32 protein-coding genes and 2 tRNA genes are annotated in these 21942 nt (G+C 45.3%); 6 read left to right on the top strand and 28 right to left on the bottom strand.

What is annotated here, in order from left to right; all coding sequences use genetic code 11:
* Nucleotides 1-164 precede the first annotated feature (164 nt).
* From htpG to JHD45_RS19750, 3 genes are all read right to left on the bottom strand, one after another.
* Nucleotides 165-2093, bottom strand: a complete 1929-nt coding sequence (htpG, locus tag JHD45_RS19760; protein WP_199478200.1) for a molecular chaperone HtpG — start codon at nucleotides 2091-2093, stop codon at nucleotides 165-167.
* Nucleotides 2094-2277: 184 nt separating this feature from the next.
* Nucleotides 2278-2979: an O-methyltransferase gene (locus JHD45_RS19755; protein ID WP_199478199.1), complete on the bottom strand. Its 702-nt coding sequence runs from the start codon at nucleotides 2977-2979 to the stop codon at nucleotides 2278-2280.
* Nucleotides 2969-3700, bottom strand: coding sequence for a DUF599 domain-containing protein (locus JHD45_RS19750; RefSeq protein ID WP_199478198.1), 732 nt, complete (start codon nucleotides 3698-3700; stop codon nucleotides 2969-2971). The genes JHD45_RS19755 and JHD45_RS19750 overlap by 11 nt, the downstream gene beginning before the upstream one ends.
* A 183-nt stretch (nucleotides 3701-3883) precedes the next feature.
* Here JHD45_RS19750 and JHD45_RS19745 point away from each other — a divergent pair.
* Both JHD45_RS19745 and JHD45_RS19740 read left to right on the top strand, forming a co-directional pair.
* Nucleotides 3884-3968, top strand: a tRNA-Leu gene (locus tag JHD45_RS19745).
* A gap of 38 nt (nucleotides 3969-4006) precedes the next feature.
* Nucleotides 4007-4093: transfer RNA gene (locus JHD45_RS19740), tRNA-Leu, on the top strand.
* A 97-nt stretch (nucleotides 4094-4190) separates the two neighbouring features.
* Here JHD45_RS19740 and JHD45_RS19735 read toward each other — a convergent pair.
* From JHD45_RS19735 to JHD45_RS19630, 22 genes are all read right to left on the bottom strand, one after another.
* A complete protein-coding gene (locus JHD45_RS19735; RefSeq protein WP_199478197.1) occupies nucleotides 4191-4379 on the bottom strand; it encodes a phage holin in 189 nt (62 codons plus the stop codon).
* Between the two features lie 8 nt (nucleotides 4380-4387).
* Nucleotides 4388-4528 carry a hypothetical protein gene (locus JHD45_RS19730; protein ID WP_199478196.1) on the bottom strand — a complete coding sequence of 47 codons (141 nt, stop codon included), beginning with the start codon at nucleotides 4526-4528 and terminating at the stop codon, nucleotides 4388-4390.
* Complete coding sequence (locus JHD45_RS19725) at nucleotides 4525-5007, bottom strand: structural protein (RefSeq protein WP_199478195.1); 483 nt, start codon at nucleotides 5005-5007, stop codon at nucleotides 4525-4527. Before JHD45_RS19725 ends, JHD45_RS19730 begins: the two co-directional genes overlap by 4 nt.
* Nucleotides 5007-5357, bottom strand: a complete 351-nt coding sequence (locus JHD45_RS19720) for a hypothetical protein (RefSeq protein ID WP_199478194.1) — start codon at nucleotides 5355-5357, stop codon at nucleotides 5007-5009. The genes JHD45_RS19725 and JHD45_RS19720 overlap by 1 nt, the downstream gene beginning before the upstream one ends.
* 37 nt (nucleotides 5358-5394) lie before the next feature.
* Nucleotides 5395-5844 (bottom strand): pyocin knob domain-containing protein, encoded by a 450-nt coding sequence (locus JHD45_RS19715; RefSeq protein WP_199478193.1) that lies wholly within the window; start codon nucleotides 5842-5844, stop codon nucleotides 5395-5397.
* On the bottom strand, nucleotides 5844-6638 hold the full coding sequence (locus JHD45_RS19710) for a hypothetical protein (protein ID WP_199478192.1): 795 nt from the start codon (nucleotides 6636-6638) through the stop codon (nucleotides 5844-5846). The genes JHD45_RS19715 and JHD45_RS19710 overlap by 1 nt, the downstream gene beginning before the upstream one ends.
* Entirely contained in the window at nucleotides 6635-7195 is a 561-nt protein-coding gene (locus JHD45_RS19705; RefSeq protein ID WP_199478191.1) for a hypothetical protein, read from the bottom strand. Before JHD45_RS19705 ends, JHD45_RS19710 begins: the two co-directional genes overlap by 4 nt.
* A complete protein-coding gene (locus JHD45_RS19700; RefSeq protein WP_199478190.1) occupies nucleotides 7182-7568 on the bottom strand; it encodes a hypothetical protein in 387 nt (128 codons plus the stop codon). Before JHD45_RS19700 ends, JHD45_RS19705 begins: the two co-directional genes overlap by 14 nt.
* Nucleotides 7565-7798 carry a hypothetical protein gene (locus tag JHD45_RS19695; protein WP_199478189.1) on the bottom strand — a complete coding sequence of 78 codons (234 nt, stop codon included), beginning with the start codon at nucleotides 7796-7798 and terminating at the stop codon, nucleotides 7565-7567. The genes JHD45_RS19700 and JHD45_RS19695 overlap by 4 nt, the downstream gene beginning before the upstream one ends.
* 83 nt (nucleotides 7799-7881) lie before the next feature.
* Nucleotides 7882-8028 (bottom strand): hypothetical protein, encoded by a 147-nt coding sequence (locus JHD45_RS19690; protein WP_199478188.1) that lies wholly within the window; start codon nucleotides 8026-8028, stop codon nucleotides 7882-7884.
* A 1-nt stretch (nucleotide 8029) separates the two neighbouring features.
* A complete protein-coding gene (locus JHD45_RS19685; protein WP_199478187.1) occupies nucleotides 8030-8359 on the bottom strand; it encodes a hypothetical protein in 330 nt (109 codons plus the stop codon).
* Between the two features lie 9 nt (nucleotides 8360-8368).
* Nucleotides 8369-9157: a major capsid protein P2 gene (locus JHD45_RS19680; protein ID WP_199478186.1), complete on the bottom strand. Its 789-nt coding sequence runs from the start codon at nucleotides 9155-9157 to the stop codon at nucleotides 8369-8371.
* 268 nt (nucleotides 9158-9425) lie between these two features.
* On the bottom strand, nucleotides 9426-10112 hold the full coding sequence (locus tag JHD45_RS19675; protein ID WP_199478185.1) for a type IV secretory system conjugative DNA transfer family protein: 687 nt from the start codon (nucleotides 10110-10112) through the stop codon (nucleotides 9426-9428).
* Entirely contained in the window at nucleotides 10109-10603 is a 495-nt protein-coding gene (locus JHD45_RS19670; protein ID WP_199478184.1) for a hypothetical protein, read from the bottom strand. The genes JHD45_RS19675 and JHD45_RS19670 overlap by 4 nt, the downstream gene beginning before the upstream one ends.
* Nucleotides 10600-11037 carry a hypothetical protein gene (locus tag JHD45_RS19665; protein ID WP_199478183.1) on the bottom strand — a complete coding sequence of 146 codons (438 nt, stop codon included), beginning with the start codon at nucleotides 11035-11037 and terminating at the stop codon, nucleotides 10600-10602. Before JHD45_RS19665 ends, JHD45_RS19670 begins: the two co-directional genes overlap by 4 nt.
* Nucleotides 11030-11248 carry a hypothetical protein gene (locus JHD45_RS19660; RefSeq protein ID WP_199478182.1) on the bottom strand — a complete coding sequence of 73 codons (219 nt, stop codon included), beginning with the start codon at nucleotides 11246-11248 and terminating at the stop codon, nucleotides 11030-11032. Before JHD45_RS19660 ends, JHD45_RS19665 begins: the two co-directional genes overlap by 8 nt.
* A 14-nt stretch (nucleotides 11249-11262) precedes the next feature.
* The gene (locus JHD45_RS19655) at nucleotides 11263-11871 is read right to left on the bottom strand and encodes a hypothetical protein (protein WP_199478181.1); all 609 of its coding nucleotides are present in this window, start codon (nucleotides 11869-11871) and stop codon (nucleotides 11263-11265) included.
* Nucleotides 11862-13634, bottom strand: a complete 1773-nt coding sequence (locus JHD45_RS19650; RefSeq protein ID WP_199478180.1) for a replication endonuclease — start codon at nucleotides 13632-13634, stop codon at nucleotides 11862-11864. Before JHD45_RS19650 ends, JHD45_RS19655 begins: the two co-directional genes overlap by 10 nt.
* A gap of 6 nt (nucleotides 13635-13640) precedes the next feature.
* A complete protein-coding gene (locus tag JHD45_RS19645) occupies nucleotides 13641-13925 on the bottom strand; it encodes a hypothetical protein (protein WP_199478179.1) in 285 nt (94 codons plus the stop codon).
* Nucleotides 13918-14148, bottom strand: a complete 231-nt coding sequence (locus JHD45_RS19640; protein ID WP_199478178.1) for a hypothetical protein — start codon at nucleotides 14146-14148, stop codon at nucleotides 13918-13920. Before JHD45_RS19640 ends, JHD45_RS19645 begins: the two co-directional genes overlap by 8 nt.
* A 1-nt stretch (nucleotide 14149) precedes the next feature.
* Nucleotides 14150-14317 (bottom strand): hypothetical protein, encoded by a 168-nt coding sequence (locus JHD45_RS19635; RefSeq protein WP_199478177.1) that lies wholly within the window; start codon nucleotides 14315-14317, stop codon nucleotides 14150-14152.
* A gap of 9 nt (nucleotides 14318-14326) precedes the next feature.
* Complete coding sequence (locus JHD45_RS19630) at nucleotides 14327-14614, bottom strand: hypothetical protein (protein ID WP_199478176.1); 288 nt, start codon at nucleotides 14612-14614, stop codon at nucleotides 14327-14329.
* Between the two features lie 150 nt (nucleotides 14615-14764).
* Here JHD45_RS19630 and JHD45_RS19625 point away from each other — a divergent pair, with 150 nt between their 5' ends.
* The 4 genes from JHD45_RS19625 to JHD45_RS19610 are packed head-to-tail and all read left to right on the top strand — an operon-like array spanning nucleotide 14765 to nucleotide 17983.
* Nucleotides 14765-15430 carry a LexA family transcriptional regulator gene (locus JHD45_RS19625; RefSeq protein ID WP_199478175.1) on the top strand — a complete coding sequence of 222 codons (666 nt, stop codon included), beginning with the start codon at nucleotides 14765-14767 and terminating at the stop codon, nucleotides 15428-15430.
* Nucleotides 15431-15440: 10 nt separating this feature from the next.
* The gene (locus JHD45_RS19620; RefSeq protein ID WP_199478174.1) at nucleotides 15441-16133 is read left to right on the top strand and encodes a hypothetical protein; all 693 of its coding nucleotides are present in this window, start codon (nucleotides 15441-15443) and stop codon (nucleotides 16131-16133) included.
* Between the two features lie 5 nt (nucleotides 16134-16138).
* The gene (locus JHD45_RS19615) at nucleotides 16139-17146 is read left to right on the top strand and encodes a tyrosine-type recombinase/integrase (RefSeq protein ID WP_199478173.1); all 1008 of its coding nucleotides are present in this window, start codon (nucleotides 16139-16141) and stop codon (nucleotides 17144-17146) included.
* Between the two features lie 12 nt (nucleotides 17147-17158).
* The gene (locus JHD45_RS19610; protein ID WP_199478172.1) at nucleotides 17159-17983 is read left to right on the top strand and encodes a DUF2971 domain-containing protein; all 825 of its coding nucleotides are present in this window, start codon (nucleotides 17159-17161) and stop codon (nucleotides 17981-17983) included.
* A gap of 331 nt (nucleotides 17984-18314) precedes the next feature.
* Here the strand turns inward: JHD45_RS19610 and JHD45_RS19605 are convergent, their stop codons facing one another.
* From JHD45_RS19605 to umuD, 3 genes are all read right to left on the bottom strand, one after another.
* Entirely contained in the window at nucleotides 18315-19727 is a 1413-nt protein-coding gene (locus tag JHD45_RS19605) for a purine-cytosine permease family protein (RefSeq protein ID WP_199478171.1), read from the bottom strand.
* Between the two features lie 402 nt (nucleotides 19728-20129).
* Nucleotides 20130-21413, bottom strand: a complete 1284-nt coding sequence (gene umuC / locus JHD45_RS19600) for a translesion error-prone DNA polymerase V subunit UmuC (protein ID WP_199478170.1) — start codon at nucleotides 21411-21413, stop codon at nucleotides 20130-20132.
* Nucleotides 21400-21846: a translesion error-prone DNA polymerase V autoproteolytic subunit gene (gene umuD, locus JHD45_RS19595; RefSeq protein WP_199478169.1), complete on the bottom strand. Its 447-nt coding sequence runs from the start codon at nucleotides 21844-21846 to the stop codon at nucleotides 21400-21402. Before umuD ends, umuC begins: the two co-directional genes overlap by 14 nt.
* Nucleotides 21847-21942: the final 96 nt, after the last annotated feature.

Here is a 21942-nt window from a genome sequence, read left to right as displayed (position 1 = left end):
TTATTCTTTGCCCCAGACCCTGGCGTCACAACAAGGCCAAAAAAAGCCCCTGCTCATCACGGAGCAAGGGCTTTAATTGGTGTATCGATTTTAATTTAGCTAATGCTCATAGGCTGCCAAAAATAAAACCTAAACCGAAGAATCTAAAGCGTAAATTCAATAGACTATTTACTTAATTGAACGATCAGTTTGTTCATGCGGCTAACAAACGTTGCAGGATCATCCAGCTGACCACCTTCAGACAAAGTGGCTTGCTCGAACAGCAACCACGCCATATCCGCAAAGCGATCTTCGTCTGTCTCGGCATCCATCTTCGCCACAATTGGGTGATCAGGGTTCACCTCAAGGCTAGGTTTGGATTCAGGCAATTTTTGACCTGCTTGCTCAAGCAAACGACGCATTTGCAGACCCATATCATACTCACCAACGACCAAGCAGGCGGGAGAGTTGGTCAAACGGTCAGTGCTGTTTACAGCAGTGACTTTAGACTCAAGAACCGTTTTCATGCGATCCAAAAGCGGCTTAATTTGCTCTGCTTTTTCTTCTTTCTCTTTCTTCTCTTCTTCGTTTTCAGAATCGGCTAAATCCAATTTGCCTTTGGTAACATCTTGGAAATGCTTACCTTCAAACTCTTGCAGAGAAGACATCATCCATTCGTCGATACGGTCACTCAACAACAAGACCTCAAAGCCCTTCTTACGAAGAATCTCTAAGTGTGGGCTGTTTTTCGCAGTATTATGGTTCTCCGCATAGATGTAATAGATCTTATCTTGCCCCTCAGCCATACGAGAAATGTAGTCAGCAAGAGATACTGTCTGTTCTGGTGCATCGGTATGAGTCGTACTAAAGCGTAGTAGAGCAGCAATCTTATCTTTATTGCCCATATCATCTGCTGGGCCTTCTTTGATCACGTTACCAAACTCATCCCAGAATTTCTGGTAGGTTTCTGGCTCATTTTTCGCCATTTTACCCAGCATATCCAATACACGTTTTGTTAGAGCAGAACGCATGGAATCGACGGCATGGTCATTTTGCAAAATTTCACGAGATACGTTCAAAGACAAATCGTTTGAATCCACTACCCCTTTTACAAAACGCATGTAAGGAGGTAAGAACGCCTCTGCTTCATCCATAATAAAGACACGCTGAACATACAATTTCAGACCGCGCTGCATATCGCGATTCCAGAGGTCGTAAGGCGCTTTAGAAGGAATGTACAACAGACTGGTGTATTCAAGCTTACCTTCTACCTTGTTATGCGACCATTTAAGAGGCTCTTGGTAGTCATGGGAAATATGCTTGTAAAACTCTTTGTATTCTTCGTCGGAAACATCGTTGCGCGAACGAGTCCAAAGGGCTTTCGCTGAGTTAACGGCTTCGAATTCCGGTGCTTTGTTTTCGTCAACTGGCTTAGGATTGCCCTCTTCATCCATTTCTGGATAAACCACTTTTTCCATTTCAACAGGAATAGAAATATGGTCAGAGTATTTTGTTACTAAAGAGCGTAGGCGGTAGTTATCGGCAAACTCTTTCTCGTCGGCTTTAAGGTGCAAGGTGATGCGAGTACCGCGAGTCTCTTTTTCAATGTTTTCAACAGTAAACTCGCCAGTACCGTCTGATACCCAACGTACCGCTTCGTCTTTAGCTGCGCCAGCACGACGAGTTTCAACCGTTACCTTATCCGCAACGATAAAGGCAGAGTAGAAGCCCACACCGAATTGACCAATCAACTGACTGTCTTTCTTCTGATCACCGCTTAATTGTTCAAGAAACGCTGACGTGCCAGATTTGGCAATGGTACCCAAGTTGGCAATCGCCTCTTCGCGGGACATACCCACACCATTATCATCGATAATAACCGTATTGGCCTCTTTATCAAACTCAACACGAACACGTAAATTGGGGTCTTCTGCAAGAAGGTCTGCATTAGCGACAGACTCAAAACGAAGCTTATCAACGGCGTCAGACGCGTTGGAAATCAGCTCACGTAGGAAAATCTCTTTGTTAGAATACAAAGAGTGGATCATCAAATGAAGTAACTGCTTTACTTCCGTTTGAAACCCTAACGTTTCTTTTTGAGTATCAGTTGCCATCTTTAAACTTGCTCCTATTTTAATGAACCTCTGGCAAGCCGCCAAAGGGGGATTTCGTTTCACTGGTGAAACATAAATAAAGCCTCTTGAAGTGATTTCAAGAGGCTTATCTTAAAAAAGCAGGAGAAAGTCTTTAAAAAGAGAGATTTAGAGCGAAAACAAGAGAAGCATCAGCAGGCGACTCTCAATGCTTACGTACTAACGTTAGGCCATCACCGATGGGAATCAACGACAAATCCACCGTATGATCGGCATGAATCGTCTTATTCAACGCCCGTACAATGTTGGTATCTTTATCGGTAAAAGCGTCATCCGCCACATTGCCCCACCAAAGGGTGTTATCAATCAGCAAACACCCACCAGGGCGCAAGAGTTGTTTTGCCCCTTCATAGTAATCAAGCAAGTTTTTCTTATCCGCATCAATAAAGATAAAATCAAAACTGCCACTGTCTGTCTCAAGAAGCGACGTCATAACGGGTAAAGCTTTATCGCAGTAGGTCGTCACCTGATCCATCACGCCTGCTTCTTCGAGGTAGCGTGTCGCAATGTCTAACCACATCTGTTTTTTCTCAATAGCAATTAACGACGCGTCTTTAGACATCGCCATGGCCATCGACAAGGTGCTATAGCCAGTAAACACGCCAATTTCGAGAATTTTCTTAGGAGACTGCAATTTAACCAACAATGCCAGCAACTGCCCGACTTCCGGTGACAACTGCATACGTGCCATATGATATTGCGCAGTTTCTCGGCGTAGCGCCTTTAAGATATCATTCTCGCGAACCGAGACATCCACCAAATACTGATAAAGCCGATCGTCCATCTTGACCGTTCGATTTGTAGGACGGTCATCTTCTGGTAACGGTTTTGGGAAATTAGGAAGCATGAGATTTAATAACCAACCCTCGACTCAGCGTTTTAAACGTTTTTGAACGAAATTCACGGCGATACAACACCCCTACCACCAAAATACTGGCAACCATGCAAAAATACGGACCAATAAACCACGCACTAAAGGCCATCGCAAAGTAATAAGCTCGCAAACCATAATTAAATTGATTGGCTGCTAGACTACAGACTTTCGCCATGTGCATCGCATACAACTCGCGCTCGCTTTCCTCTATCCCCCGCTCTGTGGCCAGAGGCGCACTCCCCACCAGTACGGAGCAAAAATTATACTGACGAACCGACCAAGTGAAGGTAAAAAAGGCGTAGGCAAAAATCAGCACGAGAATAATGATTTTTATCTCCCATTCCTGCCGACTACTGGGTGCCATCAAATAAATATCAGACAGCACTTCTAACGCTTCTTTAGAATACTTAAAACCAGCAAAGAGCCCCGCAATAATAATCAATGAACTCGAGGCAAAAAACAAACTACTGCGTTCAAGATTCGCGATCACAGAAGAATCAGCGATGCGATTATCCCGTCGCAACAAACGCGACATCCACGCCAGACGGAATTGATGTAACACGCTCACTAAGCAGGACTTACGCTTCGAATTATACAAAGCATAAAATGCATAGCCCCACCAACAGGTGATAAAAACAAAAAAAGTCGCTAAATCTAGCGGATCCATCAGGGTCGAAACCGAACTGCTTTCCATCAAGTCACTCAGCTAAAACAAACAGATTTGAAGAGGCGGTATTAAAGCATTTTTCCTTACTAATGTCCTCGTTTGAGACTAGGAAAAAACCTTTCATCACCGCTAAAAATAGCCCCCAAAAGCCAATAAAAAAGCTTGCATCATAAACAAATATCGGTATGATTCTCGCCGTTATCACGACATGCGGATGTGGTGGAATTGGTAGACACGCTGGATTTAGGTTCCAGTGCTTCACGGCGTGAGAGTTCGAGTCTCTCCATCCGCACCATTTTTATACAACATGTGATAAAGCAAATTCTCAGTACTGCGGATGTGGTGGAATTGGTAGACACGCTAGCTTCAGGTGCTAGTGGCCTTACGGTCGTGGGGGTTCAAGTCCCCCCATCCGCACCAAATAAGCATTTGATTTTAAAGGTTTTTTCACCTTCAAAATCGAGACCGACACACAAACGACACACTCTTTGTGTTGCGAGTCGATAAAAAAAGGGAGCTAATCTAGCTCCCTTTTTTGTGCTTCTCGCCTGGCGATTTTTAGATGCTCCCGTTTGAAGTAGCAGTTTACAGCGAATGTTGCTACGCCGACCATCAAGCCGCCGATCATTGCTACATCGTTTGTCGTCATGCCACCAAATAGTGCCACAAATGACGATCCGTAAGCGGTTGTTGTCAGTCTATCCATGTTACCTCTTAATCTACTAAGTCTTGAGATTGATCACCAAGCCAATTAGCAATAGGGGCGATTGCGACACTAGGTAATGGTGTGTAAAAGCCTAGAGCAACGGTAACAACCGCCGCTACGATTGAGCCTACGATACCTTTCTTTTTCATGCTAATAGTTCCTTTACGCTGTTTTTGATGTACCACGTTGAGAACGGCACCGCGCCAATCTCAAAATGAATTATTGCCTTACATAGCTGTACTAAGCTGCCTTGCACGTCTAGCGGTTGTGTTGGCGATACGCCTAGATAATCCGCTACGTGCTGCACATAGGCTGTGGTCGGGTTGTCGTCACTTGGTGGCGCGTAACGATTGATTAAGCCCTGTACCGTGTTTAAGCCGTAAAGCTTGTTATAGTTCACAAGCAATTTCGCACCCGCTCGGATACCGTCCGAGTAGTGTTTAAATTCCTCAAATACTGGGTCGAGGTTTTGGCCTGTCTCCCCATTCCACAAAATAGACGAGTCTTTCACGTTCATTGGGTTGTGGTTGCGCATGCCGCGCACGTTATCGACTGCTAACATTCTGCTTGTCCTGTATATTGCGTAAGCCAGCCCCAAGCCGCCCACGGCTAGAGCTAGCTTGTTCATTAGGCCGCGCCTTCGGTTTGTATTGGCTCGTAGTCTGGTACCTCGACTTCTACATCAAAGCGAAGAGTAAGAGCACCCACGATGTCGCAAGGCGTTTGTGTGCCACGTTCAAAAGTGCGGACGATAACGCCGCCGTCTACTTTTTCGGTTGATAGTGAAATAGTCTTATCGCCGTTGGCGTCTTCTTTGATTGACGTTGTCCAACCTTCGGACGCTAAGCCGAGCACCACACCGCCAACTTTGTAAACGCCCAATTCTTGGCGGGTCGTGGTCATTTGTGGCTCTGTGCTGTCTTTGTTTGTGCCGTCTGAAAGTAAGTTCAAAGCGGCGGTTTTTTGAATTGTTGCCATGTTCTAAAGTCCTGTTTTAATGATGTTTAAAAAGGCATTACGCCGCTTTGATAAAGCCGTTTGCGTCGGTGATCGTGTTCACTGTTGTCAAATGTTCAAACCATACGCCCCATCCATGCTCACGTGAGAAGCGGCGCGTATAAACTTCGTCATGATCGTACGGTGTTACGGTTTGAACGATCCGCCCTTCTGTGGCGTCAGAACTGACAACACACATAAAGGCAGGGCTCATCGTTGGGGCGTTCATCTGATCGCCTCGAATTACATATCCACCGTCAACGAAAAAGAACCCCGATTTCGTGAGCGAATTAAGTTTGGCATCTAATTTCATCAATACGCCGATGTTCACAGTGCCTCGACTCAACGAAGCTTGAGCAAAGGCTTTATCAGCCTTTTCTTTTGCTGCATTAGCCGTGCCTTGTGCTTCGCTTGCTTTCTCATTAACTTGTAATAGATCGTTTAAGCTTGATTGCTGTCCTACACTCATTATTTAATTACCTCTGTAATTGCAATTTGATCATTAGCGGCCACTGCTTGAGCTGTTACCGCGCCTGTATAATTTTCAAGTTTGATATTTTGACCAGCGCGAAGGGGAACCCCTGCAACCGTCACCACGTCGGTGTTTTTTTCTGATGCCGTGATTGTGATATCACGGCGGTTTGTGTTGATTGGGATCGTGAACGATTCACCAGCACTAAATGTCTTTTCAGACGTTTTTATACTTGTCGCGGCTTTTTCTTGCGTACTGACTAGCCCCGCAATATTCGCCGTGACTGTGTTTGTGACATTCGCTTCAATCGTTTCTGTGATTTCTCGAATGTTCAGCGTTTCTGTGATTTTCCGTGTGTTCACTTCCCCTGTGATTCGCGCCGTTACTGTATTTTCAATCGTTGCTTTTAACGTCTCTGTGATCGTTCGAATATTCAACGTTTCCGTGATTTTTCGAATGTTGAGCACAGAGCCAACGAATGATGTTAACGCGTTAACAATTGGGTTAGTGATCGACAGCGGGTTGTCAATGCTGGCACGAACGTTTGAGCCATTCGTGTGTGATTGATAAATACCGTCAACAACCAGCACTTCAAATTCAGCACGGATCGTGCCCATGTTTTGCAATGTCACTTGCTGGAACGGACTGAACGTGTTTTGAGATTCCGGCGGAATCTCAGCACGTCGCCCGTCGGCCGTAATTAACAGCGGTTCGCTACCGGACAGATAGACAACGGTTTCACCGCGTGCCGGAATAGTTGTCTCCTGCAACGGTTCCAGAACAATTTTCATCGTTTACGACTCCCCAACATGATCACAAAACCCAATACCACCACCGCAAAGACGGCCCCCATGGTGTACACCATTTTGGTTGATTGATTCGCTACATCAGACGCGCCGCCCGTTGCCAAGGACTTAGCCAAGTCTTTTATGGCTAACGTGGTATTCGCTGAATTCGCCGTGTTTTGATCAACCAGCGTTTTTGAAAAATCAAAGCCGTTTTCGATGGCATTATCAGCAAAATCGACAGTCCGCCCCGCTAGATCACTGTTTTTATCAATGGCGTACTTTGAGACGTTCTCGTTCGTGTCTAGCGCTTTTTTCGTTACGTCTTTGTTTGAGTCAACAACTTTATCAGCGAGTTCAAGCGCGTTATCACCAAAGCCGAACGCCTGCTTACTTTGATCCTTTGCGAAATCTAACGCGCCTTTTACCGCTCCGTGATCCGTGGCGGTCACTGTATTGTTATTACCAGCAATAACCGTCCCGTCGGACTCGATACCTTGTAACGAATAGTTCGTTACATCGTTTTTGGTTGTATTTGAACTGCTTGAACTACCGCCCATCATTCACCCCCTTGGGCACTACTTGATAGACCCTATCAATCTCTTTACCACCAAATTGACGATATAAGCGGTCAGTCACTGGGTTTTGTACGTGATAGCGAATAGACACAAAACCAGCTTTAAGGGCGTTATCAATCAAGAATTGCCCCGCCGCTTTAATGCCTACACCACCAATGCACACCACTACCAACTCACGACCCCGTGTTGTTTCTTCGCCACGAGTAACCATCAACAAATCAACACCGTCAGACTCAAATTTGTACAAGTGACAAATGCCATCCTGTACTTGATTCCGAATTGTCTCGAAGTCATCACCACAGGCTTTTTTTAGCTTTTCTGGTACGTCATAAGGCCAAGAAATTTGAGTGATTTTCATCGTCTTTTCTTCCCTTTTGTCATGTACCAGATACCCCCCAAAACCACCGCGCCGATAATCCACGGCGTGTAGTTTGGGGCGGCGTAGTAGTTACCGAACTTGAAGCCGCCTAGCGAATTATTGCCACCTTTGTTGCTCGCGCTTGACCCTAAATCCGGTGTTATCGCGCCGCCGCCTGAGTTGATACCCAGCCCACCCGCGAGGGCTGCTTTTGCTATATCGTCAGCCATCTATAACAACCCCACTTTTTTAGAGACAAAGAAAGACACGACAGCAACAATTAAAGAGCGAAATAGATAAGGAATAAGTTTCATCAAATCACCCCCATTTTGTGTGCTACGTAAAACGCGATAGCAGCAATAGCAAGCCACTTCACCCAGCCAAATGACGAGCCAGCCCACCACCCGCCAACAAAGCCCACGGCACCAGATAACAAAGGGGCTAAAAAAATTAGTGGCATGTTATTTCCCCCTCATCATCATGAACATCATCAACAACACGACTAACAGCACACCGCCGCCGATTAAGTAAAGCGGCGTATTTGATGATGCATAACCCGTTTTACCCACCGTTGCGCCTGTGTTGTTTTGGGCTGTGTTTACTTTCGGAATAACTGACCCTTCCGCCAGTTTTTCCCCCTGTGCTGTTTGCTGGTATGTCTTGGGCGGCGCTTCGTTGTCTTCTGTTGAGTTCCACCAACTTGACACTGAATCTGTAGCGCCGTCCCATGCGCCGCTTACTGTGTCTGTTGCGTCATCTACTGCGTTCGTAAAACTATCCCAGAGTCCCATAAGACCCCCTTAAGCCAGCGCCGCGACTTGCTGGATAGATTCAACAAGAATGGGAATCGGCTTGGCCTCTGCTACATCAGCACGAAAAACAAATTCAGATTGATAACCTGTGTTCAACACGTCCGCTTGTTCATAGCCGTACATGGTCGGATCAAAAATATAAATCCCAGACTGTGGAAAGCGACCAACGCGCTTTTGTTGAACGGCTTGTGCAGTGGCTTTTGTGTCAAACAAAATCAAGTTGTCTCGTTCGATTTTCAGACGATTGACAGCCCCCTTGAAATACACACGACGTAAGTTAATCGCCGCACCCGCTGGGAAGGTTGTAAAGTCGTTCCAGCCTTCCGCGCTTGCTTGCATCACATGAGTTCGAATGCGAGAAAGCCAGATTCGTTGGGCTTGCGCTGGCGTTTGAAACGCAATAGCTTCAAGCGTTAAAGCGCCTGAACCGTCGCCAATCTCCACTTCTAAGGTGATGTTCTCACCCGCCAACGTTACCAAGCCGCCGAACATGCCGCCGTTTTGGTTTTTAGCTGTTGGGTTGGTAAATGGAATAACAAATACGCCATCTTCGATGTAATGGCCTTTGTACTTCTCCATCATGACAAGGTCAGAGCCGCTAACTTGAATGATGGTGTCACCATTGAGCACGACAGACACTTGACGAATTTGCGCCGCAGTCAGCGACGTAATCAAATGGATTTCGTTATAAGTCGGGCCAACTGGCAAAGACATAGATGCTTTACTTCCATAGCCGACACCGTTAAACGAGTTAAGAGGTTTTTGTACTGTTAACATACTTTTCCCCTTAATCGTTTAGGACGTTTTCGACGGCGTCCACGTTGTTAGATGCCCATACAACCAAGGCAGACACTGCAAGTGCTACCACGATCATAGGAACGTATTTTTTCGTGTTCATAAGTTTTCCTGTTCGAGTTAATGAATAAATGCGTTTGAACAGGATGGAAGATACAAAACGGCGTTAGGTATCCGTCAAGGCATGAAAAAGCCCCGATACCTTTAGGTATAACGGGGCTATTCTTTACTTTATATTTACATTGAGTACTTATAGTTTGCGTAATTTGCCTTTGTCAAATTTACCTATGTCATGGTCATTTGTCTTAACCAAGTAGTGATAACGGGGTAATGTTCTAATCTCTTCAAATGGAAAGTCCAACTCTTTGGAAAGATAAAGCGCGTCATTTGTTCTTTGTTGCCTGCCCACCCATTTGTTAGGAATGTTGCCCGTTATTGTCTTTGGCACTTCTTGGCCTCGCTGAAAAATACAAATAGCCTCAAGGCCGAATTTACGCCCACCTGTCAAAATCTCGCCAAAGAATCCGGTGGCTTTACCGCTTGTCGTCACGCACTTGGCAAGCTCTTCCATGACAACTTTAAGAGGCTTTTTGTGATGACCATCACCACATGCCCATACCACCTTACAAAAGGCTTCTAATCCCGCTGGTGTTGCGCCGTTGTTTGGGCTAAAAGCTATTTTAAAGCCTCGCCCTTGCTTTGCTGCCCTTGCTGAAAACAACGCTTTTGCAAATCGTGGTAATGACGTATATCGCCTCACCTCAGCCCCGCACAGCGTTTCATAATCAAGATAAGGATCAAACAGGGCGACTTGATCACCTTGTTTGATGATTCTCAACTGCTTTACGGCGGTTGTCTTACCCGACCCTGACGACCCGACCACCAACCAGTGATTTTCACTCAGTCGGTTATTTGCATTTTTAGGCTTTAGGATCATGCCGCCACCTGTACGCCGTCTTGCTGGTCTTTTTGATGCTGCTTAGCCTCATTCATTGCCGCGTCTTTTGCTTTTAGTTTCTTGGCCGTGTCCATACCCTCAGACACCAATGATCCAACCGCCATGGCTGCCTTAATTTCTGGCTCGTACTCCACAGCCCACGATGGTATTAGCGCCCCATATTTAATTAAAACAGGGGATAGATTTTCAACCGCATAATCTTTTGTACTAGCAGTAAATTCAAACTCAGGATGAATGAACTTTCTCAATGTGAACTCAATCATTGCCAAGCCACCCAACGCCGTCATTTGAGCCGTTTGTTCATCCGTTGCAGCTTGTTTTTCGGCTTCCACTTCCTCAGCCTTGGATTGTTCAGGGTCAAAGTCTTCTGCCGCTTCTTCGTCTTCCAGTTCTTTAATGAAAGCCGCTTGTTCACTTGGTATAGAGGCTGTTTCTTGATCGTCGATCATGTCTAATTGTTCTTCACTCATGCTGTTTGTCCTTTAGGTTTATTAGATGGCTTACGAGTGGCAAAAATTGCCGTAATTAATGCCGCGATTAACGCCAAAGCACCCAGTAAAACAGGGGGCGCGGTTGGCTTGTCTTCGTGCGAGCCTTTAGGCTTATTGTCGGTATCCGTTTTCGGCTTCGTTTCGGTATCGTCCGACACACTGGAAGCCTCGTTTTTACTAGGTATAGCGGCCTTTTCTTCGGTATCCGTTTTCGGCTTAATTTCCAGTTCCTCACGAGTAGCCTTTAGGTTATCCGCTAGGTATTTTTGACGGGCTACGCCGTGCCCTTGGTTAGTGCCACATGCAGGACAAACGGTATAAAGTGATTGACGCTTGCCCGTTGCTTTGCGCACTTCTGCCACTTCGTTACAGTGCCGTTCCGAGCACTGAATAAATCCAATAGTATTAGCCATTTTCTAGGGCCCTCGTTGCTAGTTCAGTAATCACTAAGTCGTTAAGATGCGCCACGCTTTCAAATTGCGCGGCCACACCACCAAGGCTTTTAAAGCCGCCCGCCATCAAAGCCATAGGGCTAACCCCGCTTAATCCCTTTAAGGCTTCGGATAGCTTGGCTTGCGCCTCGGTTCGTTTTTTTAGTAGTGCTTCTAACTCGCTGTTTTCCATTTTTAGTCCTTTGGTTATTGGTTAATATTGTTCCCGCCGGTCGCGCATTTTGCGGCCAACTCTACAAGCCACGCCGCCAACGCTGGCGGTGTGTGTTCTCGTTCTGCTTTGGAGATTTCAGGACGCCAGCCTAAATCCCCTTTATGCAATCTCGTTCCATCACTCCGCCGCCCTGGAGAACCACAAATAAAAGCGGCCTCGCCCAGGAGCAAAGGCAAATCAGGAATATTCGACGGCTCGCAACCGACGATATAAAGCAAGGTTGCCTTTTCCGCTTTGTGCCCCCACCAAGATTGAAAAATAGGAAGTGTCCAGCCGCCGAACTTGTCCCGTTCGCCTGGAAGGGGAAGCCCCGCCGCCGGCCATAGTGTTGATTTTTTTGGATGCTCTAAAACGCCGCCATTTTTACGCACAGTATCAACAGCAAATAGGGCTAGTTCCTTCTCGCCTGGATACGGATTAGCCAGTTTTCGTAACTGCCCCCACGCTCTACACGGTGGGTGAGCAATGACGGGGCTTTTACCTTCAAATTTCGTTGCGTCTCTTTCTTTGTCCCATACATCACATTCATTAATCGTTTTATAAAAGCTATCTGACCTGGCAAACAAAACGGCTACTGACATAAATACACCCCGCCGCCGGTCGCTAACCTCGAATAATCACGAGGCGGGGAGTTATTGACACGAGAACTAGGAAACGGCTTCGCCGCTTCTTGAAGATCAAGCCCAAGACCAGAGCCAGACCCGACGCGCTGCACTGTCCACTCATAAAGGCGAGTACTTAGGTATTCAGCAGTAACAGCGATCAACCCCTTAACGCATTGTTTAGGCTCGCCAAACTGGTTTAATTCCAGCGACTCATAAAATGGCTTAAGGGTTTGATTACGACCTGCTCCCATGCCGCCCATTAACTGAGTGAATCGCTTCCAATCGTTAGCCTTTGCCGCCTCATAAATGTTTAGGAAGGTTTTGGGTATTGAATCCTTTAGGCGGCGGATTTCGCGCCAAACCGTAATTGAGACAGAGCCGACAAATTGAAATTGGCGGATACCATGACGGCTTTTCCAAGCCTGAACCCGTTCTGCAGAATTGATGAAATCTAGATCGGTTTCATCATCAATACCGATACACTCACCATCAGTATTAAGACCGTCTATGTTCTTCGCGACATACTTAGCCACGTAAGCCGCCGCGCCGCCTTTGGCGGGGTCAATTGGCCGAGCTTCAAAACGGCGCTTTGCCGCGCCTGCTTCTTCACCGTCCACTTTGTAGGCTTGCTTTCTAAACTCGCCTAACATGGCCCCGCTTTGTTCAGGATTAACAAACAGAATCAAGTGCCAATGGGGTGTACCGTCGTGATGTGGCTCTACGGTACGAATGCCGTAATGGTGAATACCTTTATTGCTGCAAGCCTTGCCAAATGCTTGCCAGACCTCATTTAAGTGAGCCTGTGCGTCTCTTGGTGTAGGTCGCCCAAACGCTTCAAACTTGCTGTTACGCCACCCTGTTTCCTTATGTATAGCGTGATACTTAGATGGACACGTTAGCGTGATAAACCAACATTTGTGCCCGTTCTCAACAGCAAAGTGTTGGCATCCCTTAATACGGGTCATCAATTCCGCTTTGCAGTTGATTGGGTTTGAGATGCTTTTTTGCGCCAATTGCGCCAGCGTAAAAGATTCCTGGTACTGGTTCACCGCTTCCATACTTTCGAGATAGGCACGGTTTGCTTGTCGTTGTTTGCGGAATCGTTGAATTCCCCAACGTGACACATAGGCCGATTGTTTATAACAAACCTGCCCACACTCACGGCGGATATTCTCAATGTTTCGGTATTGGCGTTTGGCTTGGCGTTTCCACCATTCAGGCGTAAACATACGGTGAATTAGCGCCTCTATTTTGTCCAAGTCATCCCAACAGTTGAACAGGGACCCAGCCAGTTTTGCTTGAGCTTTCACGAACTCGAAAAAGTCATCATGCAGCCTAACCAGCTTACCTTTTGCCGACATTTCAAAGCGGCGGCTTTTCTCTTTTGCCCAGTCGCTCAACTTGTCACCCGTTAGATCCATGATCCACTCTTCACAGTACCAAAGACGATCAACAACACTACGAACCCACACGAGAGCGGTGTTAATGTTTTTCTTTGATAGCCTTTTGGCTTCTGCTTGAACACACGGACGCATGGAACCGAGACGGGAAAGCATCTTATCTATCTCGATACGCTTACCAGAATCACGTAACCATGTATTAGCGGCAACATAACCTTTCGTGCGGTCTAACTCGTCAAGACGCGAGCGGTAAAAGCCCACGTCTTGAGGGCTTACACCGTCTAGTAATTGATTGCGCCATTTGACACACTCAGCCGTTGGAGTGGTTAAAATCATCATGCCCACCTAGCAAAAGAAAGGATCTAAGAGCCATTTACGGATGATTTTTCGTGCTTGTTCATCCATGACCTTGACCGATTTAATAAAATCAAAATCCGACATATCCGCCGTACCAAACCAAACAGACACGAAGAAGCGCAACAAGGCGCTTTCTTCTTCATCCATACGAGTAAGGGCTATTTGGATAGACTTCATTTGCGGGGTACGTTCCTTCTCGTTCCAGAACCGTTGAAGGTCTGGAGCGAGGGAAAGCATTTTAAAAAAACGATCTTCATTAGCTTTGTTAAACATCTGGCATGCCCTCGTTAAAAAGCACGATTTCGTACTGGTTTACCGTGGTGTCTGTGTCGGTAGTGTGACGAGCATGAACCACTTCTTTTTGTGGGTTCATGGCGTGATAAGAGGCGGACAAATGCGCCTCTAGTTCGGTATTCTTAGGACAAAGAAACATCCAATTTAAAAGCTGTTTCCGCTGTTCTTCATGTGGCGTTAATATTCCTGTTAAATCTGTCATATCAGTTCCCTTCTTCTTGTGGTAAACCTTCCTTGAGTAAAAGCCGATCTTCTGCACTTAGCTTCTCTAAAGTAATAAGCTCTTGCGCTAGCATCTCTTTAAGCATTTCCCTTTTCATTTCTAGCTCTGCACGTTGAATTGCTTTTTCCATCTCAGCAAAAAAATCCATCCCTGCCCCCTATCGATTCCATGGTTTTTGGTCTTCAAGTAAGCGGCGTGTTTCTTCGATCACGTTCACAAACAAGTCACCCTTTGGTGAGAACTGGTGACGTGCCATGCGACGGTTATAAAGCGCCGTCATAACCGTCTCTACATCCATGCTTGAGCGCTCCGCCCATTCTTCTGGCGTGCAATAAGGGGAAGGCACTTCCACTACAATCCCATCGGGAAAATGAATTTTCATTAGTTGAATAGGTTTTCTTTCTTTAGTTTTTTCGTCTTTTATCTCTGGTTTTGTTGCCGCCATGTTCCTATACTCCATAGTTTTATGTTTTTGTTCTGAATAATTCAGAATATTCAACAAAAGATATCAACAAACAAAAAGTATCGTCTTGATGGCGTGTTGTCAACAAAAGATATCATCTTTTGTTGTTTTTTTTATTTCGAGGATATAGGTATGGAACTCAACGCAGCAGAAATAATAGATAGATTAATCATTGCCACTAACTCAAAAAATGCGGCAGATATGGCAAAAAAAATAGGCTCAGTCTCAGCAATAATTTCGGCATGGAAAAAACGAAACACTATCCCTTACAAAGAGGTGTATGAAACCTCACGAATAACAGGCTATTCAATGGATTGGATTTTGACAGGACAGGGAGTAAAACAGACAGACAAAATTCAGGTCATCCCAGAAGACAATGACTATTGTCACGTTCCCCAATACAGCATTGAAGCCAGCGCCGGACAAGGTGCCCTAGTGGAAGCGGAAAACATCGACCAGCATTTAGCCTTTAAAGAATCATGGTTAAGGAAGTCTGGCATCAACCCTGCCAACCTGATTGCCATGTATGCCCGTGGGGATTCCATGGAACCCACTATTTACTCGGGTGACTCGTTAGTGATCGACAAAACCAGAGACACAGTAACCAGTGACGGGGGCGTGTACGTCATCAACTACGATGGGGAATTGTTCGTAAAACGAGTGCAAAAACAGCTAGACGGCTTAGTTGCCATCACCTCAGATAACAAGAACTACCAACCAATGACAATACCGCTAGAAGGCTTAGCAAAACTTAAAATAATTGGCCGCGTCGTCTGGTCTGGCCATCCGATGATTTAAGGGTATTAATATGAAAAAATTTAAAAAATCTGCTTACAGATATGAACCTTATTGGATGACAGCATTGTATGCAGCTTTCTTTCTAGTAGTTATATGGGGGATATACTTTACTTTCCCTTCACAAATTTTAGAATTACGCACAGCCCCTCTTGATAAAGTTGGTAGTTTTTTAAGTGGGATATTTGCTTTTTTGGCCTTCGTGGCACTTTTTTTTCAGCTTATGATTAGCGTAGCAAAGGAAAGTGTCGAAAGAGTAAAGGAAAATGATGACAAACTAAGAAAAGAAAAGTTAGCTCAACCAATATTAAGGATAGAAGATATTAATTATTTTTATGAAAAAAAAGACTTTAATTCATACAACCCAGTTAATTCAACTTATAGCGCCTATATAGCATGCAATCTAATAATATTCGAAATAATAAATATAGGGAAAGAAGCTAGAGAAATAAATATAGAGATAATATCTCATGACTATAAACATAGTTTTAAAACTGCAGATCACTTACCTTACTCAAAAAAATTAAAAATAGAAGAAGACATTCCAAAAATACAAAAAAATTCTCAATCTATCGAAATAAAAATTATTTATCTAGACATTAACAACGAATTAAATTTTACAACCTTTAGATCAGACTTACTTATTGACACAATTGATAAAAAACTTTATTCAAAAAAAATAACTTCCTCTAGCTCGTTGGATTAGATGTTATGTCTATAAAAAAAACCTCTACAGGCTACGAAGTCCGTTTTCGTGTGAATGGTCGCGGTAGCCGTGAGTATAAAAAGGTGTTCTCAACTAAGAGCGAGTGTGAACGGTTCCAGCGTTACACCATTGCCCAGTTTGAAACTCAGTCCGACCAAAAGCCTTGGCTAGACAAGCCAAAAGATAACCGCAGGCTAACGGAATTGGTGGAGCTATGGGACGACACACACGGCCACTTCTTACGAGACGCTAAGCGCCGTAAAAATAAGCTTTTGATGATTGCTAATGAACTAGGCAATCCCGCAGGCTCAAACCTAACACGCCTTGAGTATACCCGCTGGCGTACCCAGCGATCTAAAGAAGGCAAAAGCCCCAAGACGTTAAACAATGATCTTTCCTACATGTCATCTATGTTTAATACGTTGATCAAAGCCGAGGAAATCCACTACCCCAACCCACTGGCAGGCATAGACAATGTACGTGTACCTGAGCGCGAACTGTCCTACTTAACCCCCGAACAGATAACCGAGTTACTAGCAGCCACCAAGCAAAGCGATAACAAGCACGTTTACTTGATTACCAAGATTTCCCTATCAACAGGCGCACGTTGGGGTGAAGCCGAAGGGCTGACGGTACAAAGAGTAAGAAACAATCAAGTCAGTTTTACCGATACCAAAAGCGGTAAAAATAGAAGCGTCCCCATATCGCCCGACCTGTTCGCCGAAATCCACGAACACGCGAAAAAGACCAGGGGCAATAATATCTTTACTGGGTCAATCACCAGCTTTCGACGCGCCCTAGCCAGAACAACAATCGAACTCCCCAAAGGCCAAGCCGCCCACGTATTACGGCATACCTTCGCCAGCCATTTTATGATGAACGGCGGTAATATATTGACCTTACAAAAAGTACTGGGGCATAGTGATATAAAAATGACCATGCGCTACGCTCACCTAGCGCCAGACTTTTTAGAAGAAGCCACGAGATTAAACCCACTTTCAACCATTAAATAGACAAGGAGAGTTATGAGCCTTTATAAATACTACGCACCTGATTCATTTGATTTTATCTGTGTTGAAGGTGGAGTTAGTGCCAGATTTTCACAAGCAAATGTTTTAAATGACGTTTTTGAGCTTAATGGTTCTATAGATAGTGAGATATCGTTATCAAAGACCAAAGAACTATTAGAAAAATCAGGAGTATCATCTTCATTATTAGATGAAAACTCCTTGTTAAACCTATCTAAAAATCTAAACAATGTCTTCACAACTCAATTTGAAAAAGCATTACAAGAAAACCTTGAAAATACCATTGGCGTTTTTTCATTAAGCTGCGTAAAACATTCTAGGTCGATGTGGTCTTATTATGCAAAAGACCATTCTGGATACATGATTACTTTTCTTACAAATGACGAAGGAGAACCACCATTCATTCAGGGTGATGATAATTTTGGAAGTGGCCATGTAAATTACTCAAAAAATAGACCTGTTAACCTATTTAAAACTGTTCACAATATTAAGAAAAAAGAAAGTAAAGAAGAAAAAGAAAAAGAAATGCTAAACTTTTTCTTGGCTAAAGATGATGATTGGAAGCATGAAAAAGAGTATCGAATACTCTCCGCATTTTCTGATTTGTATAGCAATAAATTAGACAGTAATGGCTTTAAAATTTGCACATTCAAAATCCCAGCCCATCAGATTGAATCAATAACTCTTGGTGTACGAGCAAGCGAGGCATTAGAGCGAAAAGCTAAGTTTTGGATACAGTCACATTCAAATAAAACAAAACTCTTCCGCGCTAAACCATGTGCAACTGAATATAAATTCTTAGACGAAGAAATAAAAGTGTGACACACATCCGACACACCGAGCACCTAAAAACCACTACATATACTGTATAAATATACAGTATATGTAACTTTATAAATCAATAACTTACTGATTTCAAAGGTGTTTCATGCAGGGTCAAGTCCCCCCATCCGCACCAAAAAACAATTGTTATATCCCTCGAAAATTTTCAGTAATACTTCCCATTTTCAGACAATAGATGCTCACGTCTTATCGCTTCCCCTGTGATGGTGCATCGTGTGAGGCGAGGATGATGTTGCCAAGGCCTCTTATGGTGGATTTGTTTCACCACGCTCATTTCCCTATATTGCTTCTCGGCAACACCTATTACTATTTATCTTGCGTGGGCTCGCATTTCGATCGGTCTAAGGATCAAATAAGACACGCTAGCAAATACCAGCCCCATTTCGAAGCCTATGTCCATGCCGTAAGGAGGATTAAATAAACCTGCAATTGGTCCAACGAACAATAATTGTGCCGCCCCTAAGTATACGCCAAATAAGCCAATAGCCATGGATATAACAGCCGCCCAACCCACTGGCAAGTGGCGCGCCTCGTTCCAATCATCGAGGTTGTATTTACCACGGCGCATGACAAAATGCTCTAGAATCAGTATAACGGTCCAAGGACTCAGCCAGTAGGCCACCATCAGCAGAAAGTTTTCCAATGTAGAATTAAAATGCGCTGCCGCAACGATAGCTATGAGGATATAAATCACCGCACCGATAAAAGTCCACACCGCTCGGTTGACCTTATGAAATGCTTTTCCAAGCACCTGAATAGACAAGCCCAGGCTGTAGTCGTTAGGGATATTATTAGCAATAACCGACAAGGCCAAAAAAAGCATCAGTACATTTCCAAACCCACCCAGTGGATGCAGCGCTACCGCTAACAAAGCACCACCGCCCTCGCTGGCCGCTTTGCTGAACGCCCCTACTGTCGTCAAACCTAGACCCAGCGACTCCAGCAAGATACAGGGAATGGTCACACCAAAAAAGGTCAGCCAGAAGATTTTAGCGGCCGGTGTATGCTCAGGCTGATTCACACTGTAATCGGCCGCATAGGAGCTCCAACCCGTAGCGAAACCATAGATGGCACCACCGAAGGAAACCAGTGATGCAATGTGTGCCATGTTCCAAGCTGGTGTCGGCACAACGCTCATTTGACCATGGGTGCTCACCGCAACAATACAGAAGATAATCGCCATAGGAACCCAAGCATAACGCTCGTAACGATGCACATAACGGTAGCCGTACACACTTACGGCCGTCGTCAGCGCGGCAATCGCCAAAATCGATGCCCATACAGGTACCACACCACTACTCAAGTCAGTAATAATCTGCGAACCAACGATGACGTTTACCGCCGACCAGCCAATACAGGCAGCGACATTAAACAGCGCCATGATCTTGGCCCCATTCCAGCCAAAAGAAAACCGTGCGATGGTCATCTGACGCAGGCCAAGGCGCGGCCCTAGAGTGGAGAAATACGCCACAGGCAGCACACCGAGTATATTGAACAGTACGATAATGGACAGGCTGTCCCAGAAACCAAGCTGAAAAATAGGAATAGCCAGAGCGCCAAGCGCTACGGTGGAGATAACCAGGTTGGCTGACAGCCACATGGTAAAATTATCAATAACACTAACGTGAGTACGTTCGTGGGGCATAACACGTTCAATACCACGAGCCTCAATTCCGCTATCCTGCAGAGGAGCCGTGGCAATAGATTGATCAGTGATGGACATAGGATATGTCTCCGTTTGTTGGAGTTGTTGTTACGGCACCTTGCCGCCCCCTTGAGGGTTCATCCTGAGATAATGTGCGTGCTTGAGTGGGTACTCCCGCTCCCATAATGCATTGATCGGCGAATCTTTCGTCCGAAGGGTTCCATATCGCAAAAACAGCAATTTTCATACCATTCACAGTATTCTAAGAGACGGCACCTAAAGCAAGAACACAAACAAGATAATGCACAAAAAAACAACATTCCAATACGGCGCGCACCAAGTTGGCGCCAAACCAGATCGTCCTATAATGAGTGGGATCAATGAGTTAGAGAGGCAATAGGACAAATCAGTGTCAAACTCTTTTCTTAGATAAGATAGGCCAGCTTGATCATGCTCACGTAAGCGAGGTGTTTTATCTCCCTACCAAACTTTTGGTAACGCTTCCCATTGGGTTGTATAAGCGGGCGATAGATGCTCACGTTTCATGGCCCACTGTGGTGATACGCCTTGTGAGGCGAAAAAGATGTTGCCCTGACCGCTACGGTTGATTTGGTCCACCACACTCATTAAGGCTTGTGAGTTGGCTTTCATACCGTCCGCTCGAAAAAAATCATGCTGATAGGCACCATGTTCATAGAAATCCGCCAGCATCACGCCGCCTTTCATATAGCGAAATCCGTCACGCCATAGACGACAAAACAACACCTCGGTGACATCCAGTAAGTCTCGTGTATCGTCTGTGGGATTGGGTAGCTCAACAGACAAAGCGTTCCGATAGTGCTTCTCATCATGAGCATGCGGACTGGTACGAATAAACACATTCACGACACGACAAAGGCGCTTTTCCTTGCGTAGCTTCTCTGCAGCACGAGTCGTATATTTGGCGATGGCTTCCCGCAGCTCCTGCTTTTCCGTAATACGATAGCCAAATGATCGGCTGCAAATAATTTGCTGTTTTGTTGGACGCACCAACTCAAGATTTAGACAAGACACCCCATTCAACTCTTGCACCGTCCGCTCCAATACCACGGAAAACTCGCTTCGAATGGCCCTAGGGTTCGCATTCGCCAAATCCAATGCCGTGCGAATTCCCCTAGCACGCAACCGCTCGGTGATTCGCCGACCTACGCCCCACACGTCACTCACATCAACCAACGACAATAAACGCTTTTGTCGGTCAGGGTTCATCAAATCCACTACGGATCCCGTTGCTGGGTATCGCTTCGCCGCCTCATTCGCCAGCTTAGCCAGCGTCTTGGTTGGCGCAATCCCCACACCTACCGTGATCCCTGTCCATTTATCTACTTTGGCTTTTAGCCGTTTGCCAAACGTCAGTAAATCCATGGCATATTCCACGCCCGTTAGATCGAGGAACGCTTCATCGATAGAATAGACCTCAAGCCGTGGCGCTTCCTCCTCTAAGATTGCCATCACTCGATTTGACAAATCCGCATACAGAGCATAATTCGACGAAAAACACACAATGCTATGCTGCCTTATCGCCGCCTGAGCCTGAAACAATGGCATTCCCATTTTCACACCCAGAGCTTTAGCTTCTTTGGAACGCGCCACAATACAGCCATCGTTATTCGATAGCACAACAACGGGCATGTGCTTTAAATCTGGCCGGAATAATTTCTCACAACTGGCGTAAAAATTATTGCAATCGACCAAGGCGAAAGCTGTATTATTAGCCCCGTTCATACTTACGAACCACTCCCGTTACCACTCCAAATATTTCCAGTTCTGACTCTTCGGTAATATGAATGGCCTTATAGGCTTTGTTTTTCGGACGCAACAACACATTGGGGTTTAGCTCCAACGTTTTCACTGTCATCTCGCCATAAAGGCAAGCAATCACGATGTCCCCATGACGTGCCGTTAACGAACGGTCGACCACTAACACATCCCCTGAATGAATGCCCGCCTCAATCATCGAATCCCCCTGAGCACGCACAAAAAACGTCGCCATGGGCCGAGGAATGCATAATTCATTAAGATCAAGTGTCTTCTCAATAAAATCCTGAGCAGGCGACGGAAAACCCGCCGACACAGACTCAACATAAAGAGGAACCTGAATACGATGATCCGCGATAAAGGAAGCAGAGTTTGAAGATCCAAGATAAGTCACACGCATAGTTAACACTCAATACTGTATATACATACAGTATAATTTCAAACAATGCTCATGACCAAGTGATTTTTTGTAAGAGATGGGATTTAGAGATAGCGA

The organism is Marinomonas spartinae (genome assembly GCF_016461715.1).
GTDB classification, from domain to species: Bacteria; Pseudomonadota; Gammaproteobacteria; order Pseudomonadales; family Marinomonadaceae; genus Marinomonas; species Marinomonas spartinae_A.
Note: the sequence above shows the minus strand (reverse complement) of the source record. Positions and strands in the feature narration are given on the sequence as shown.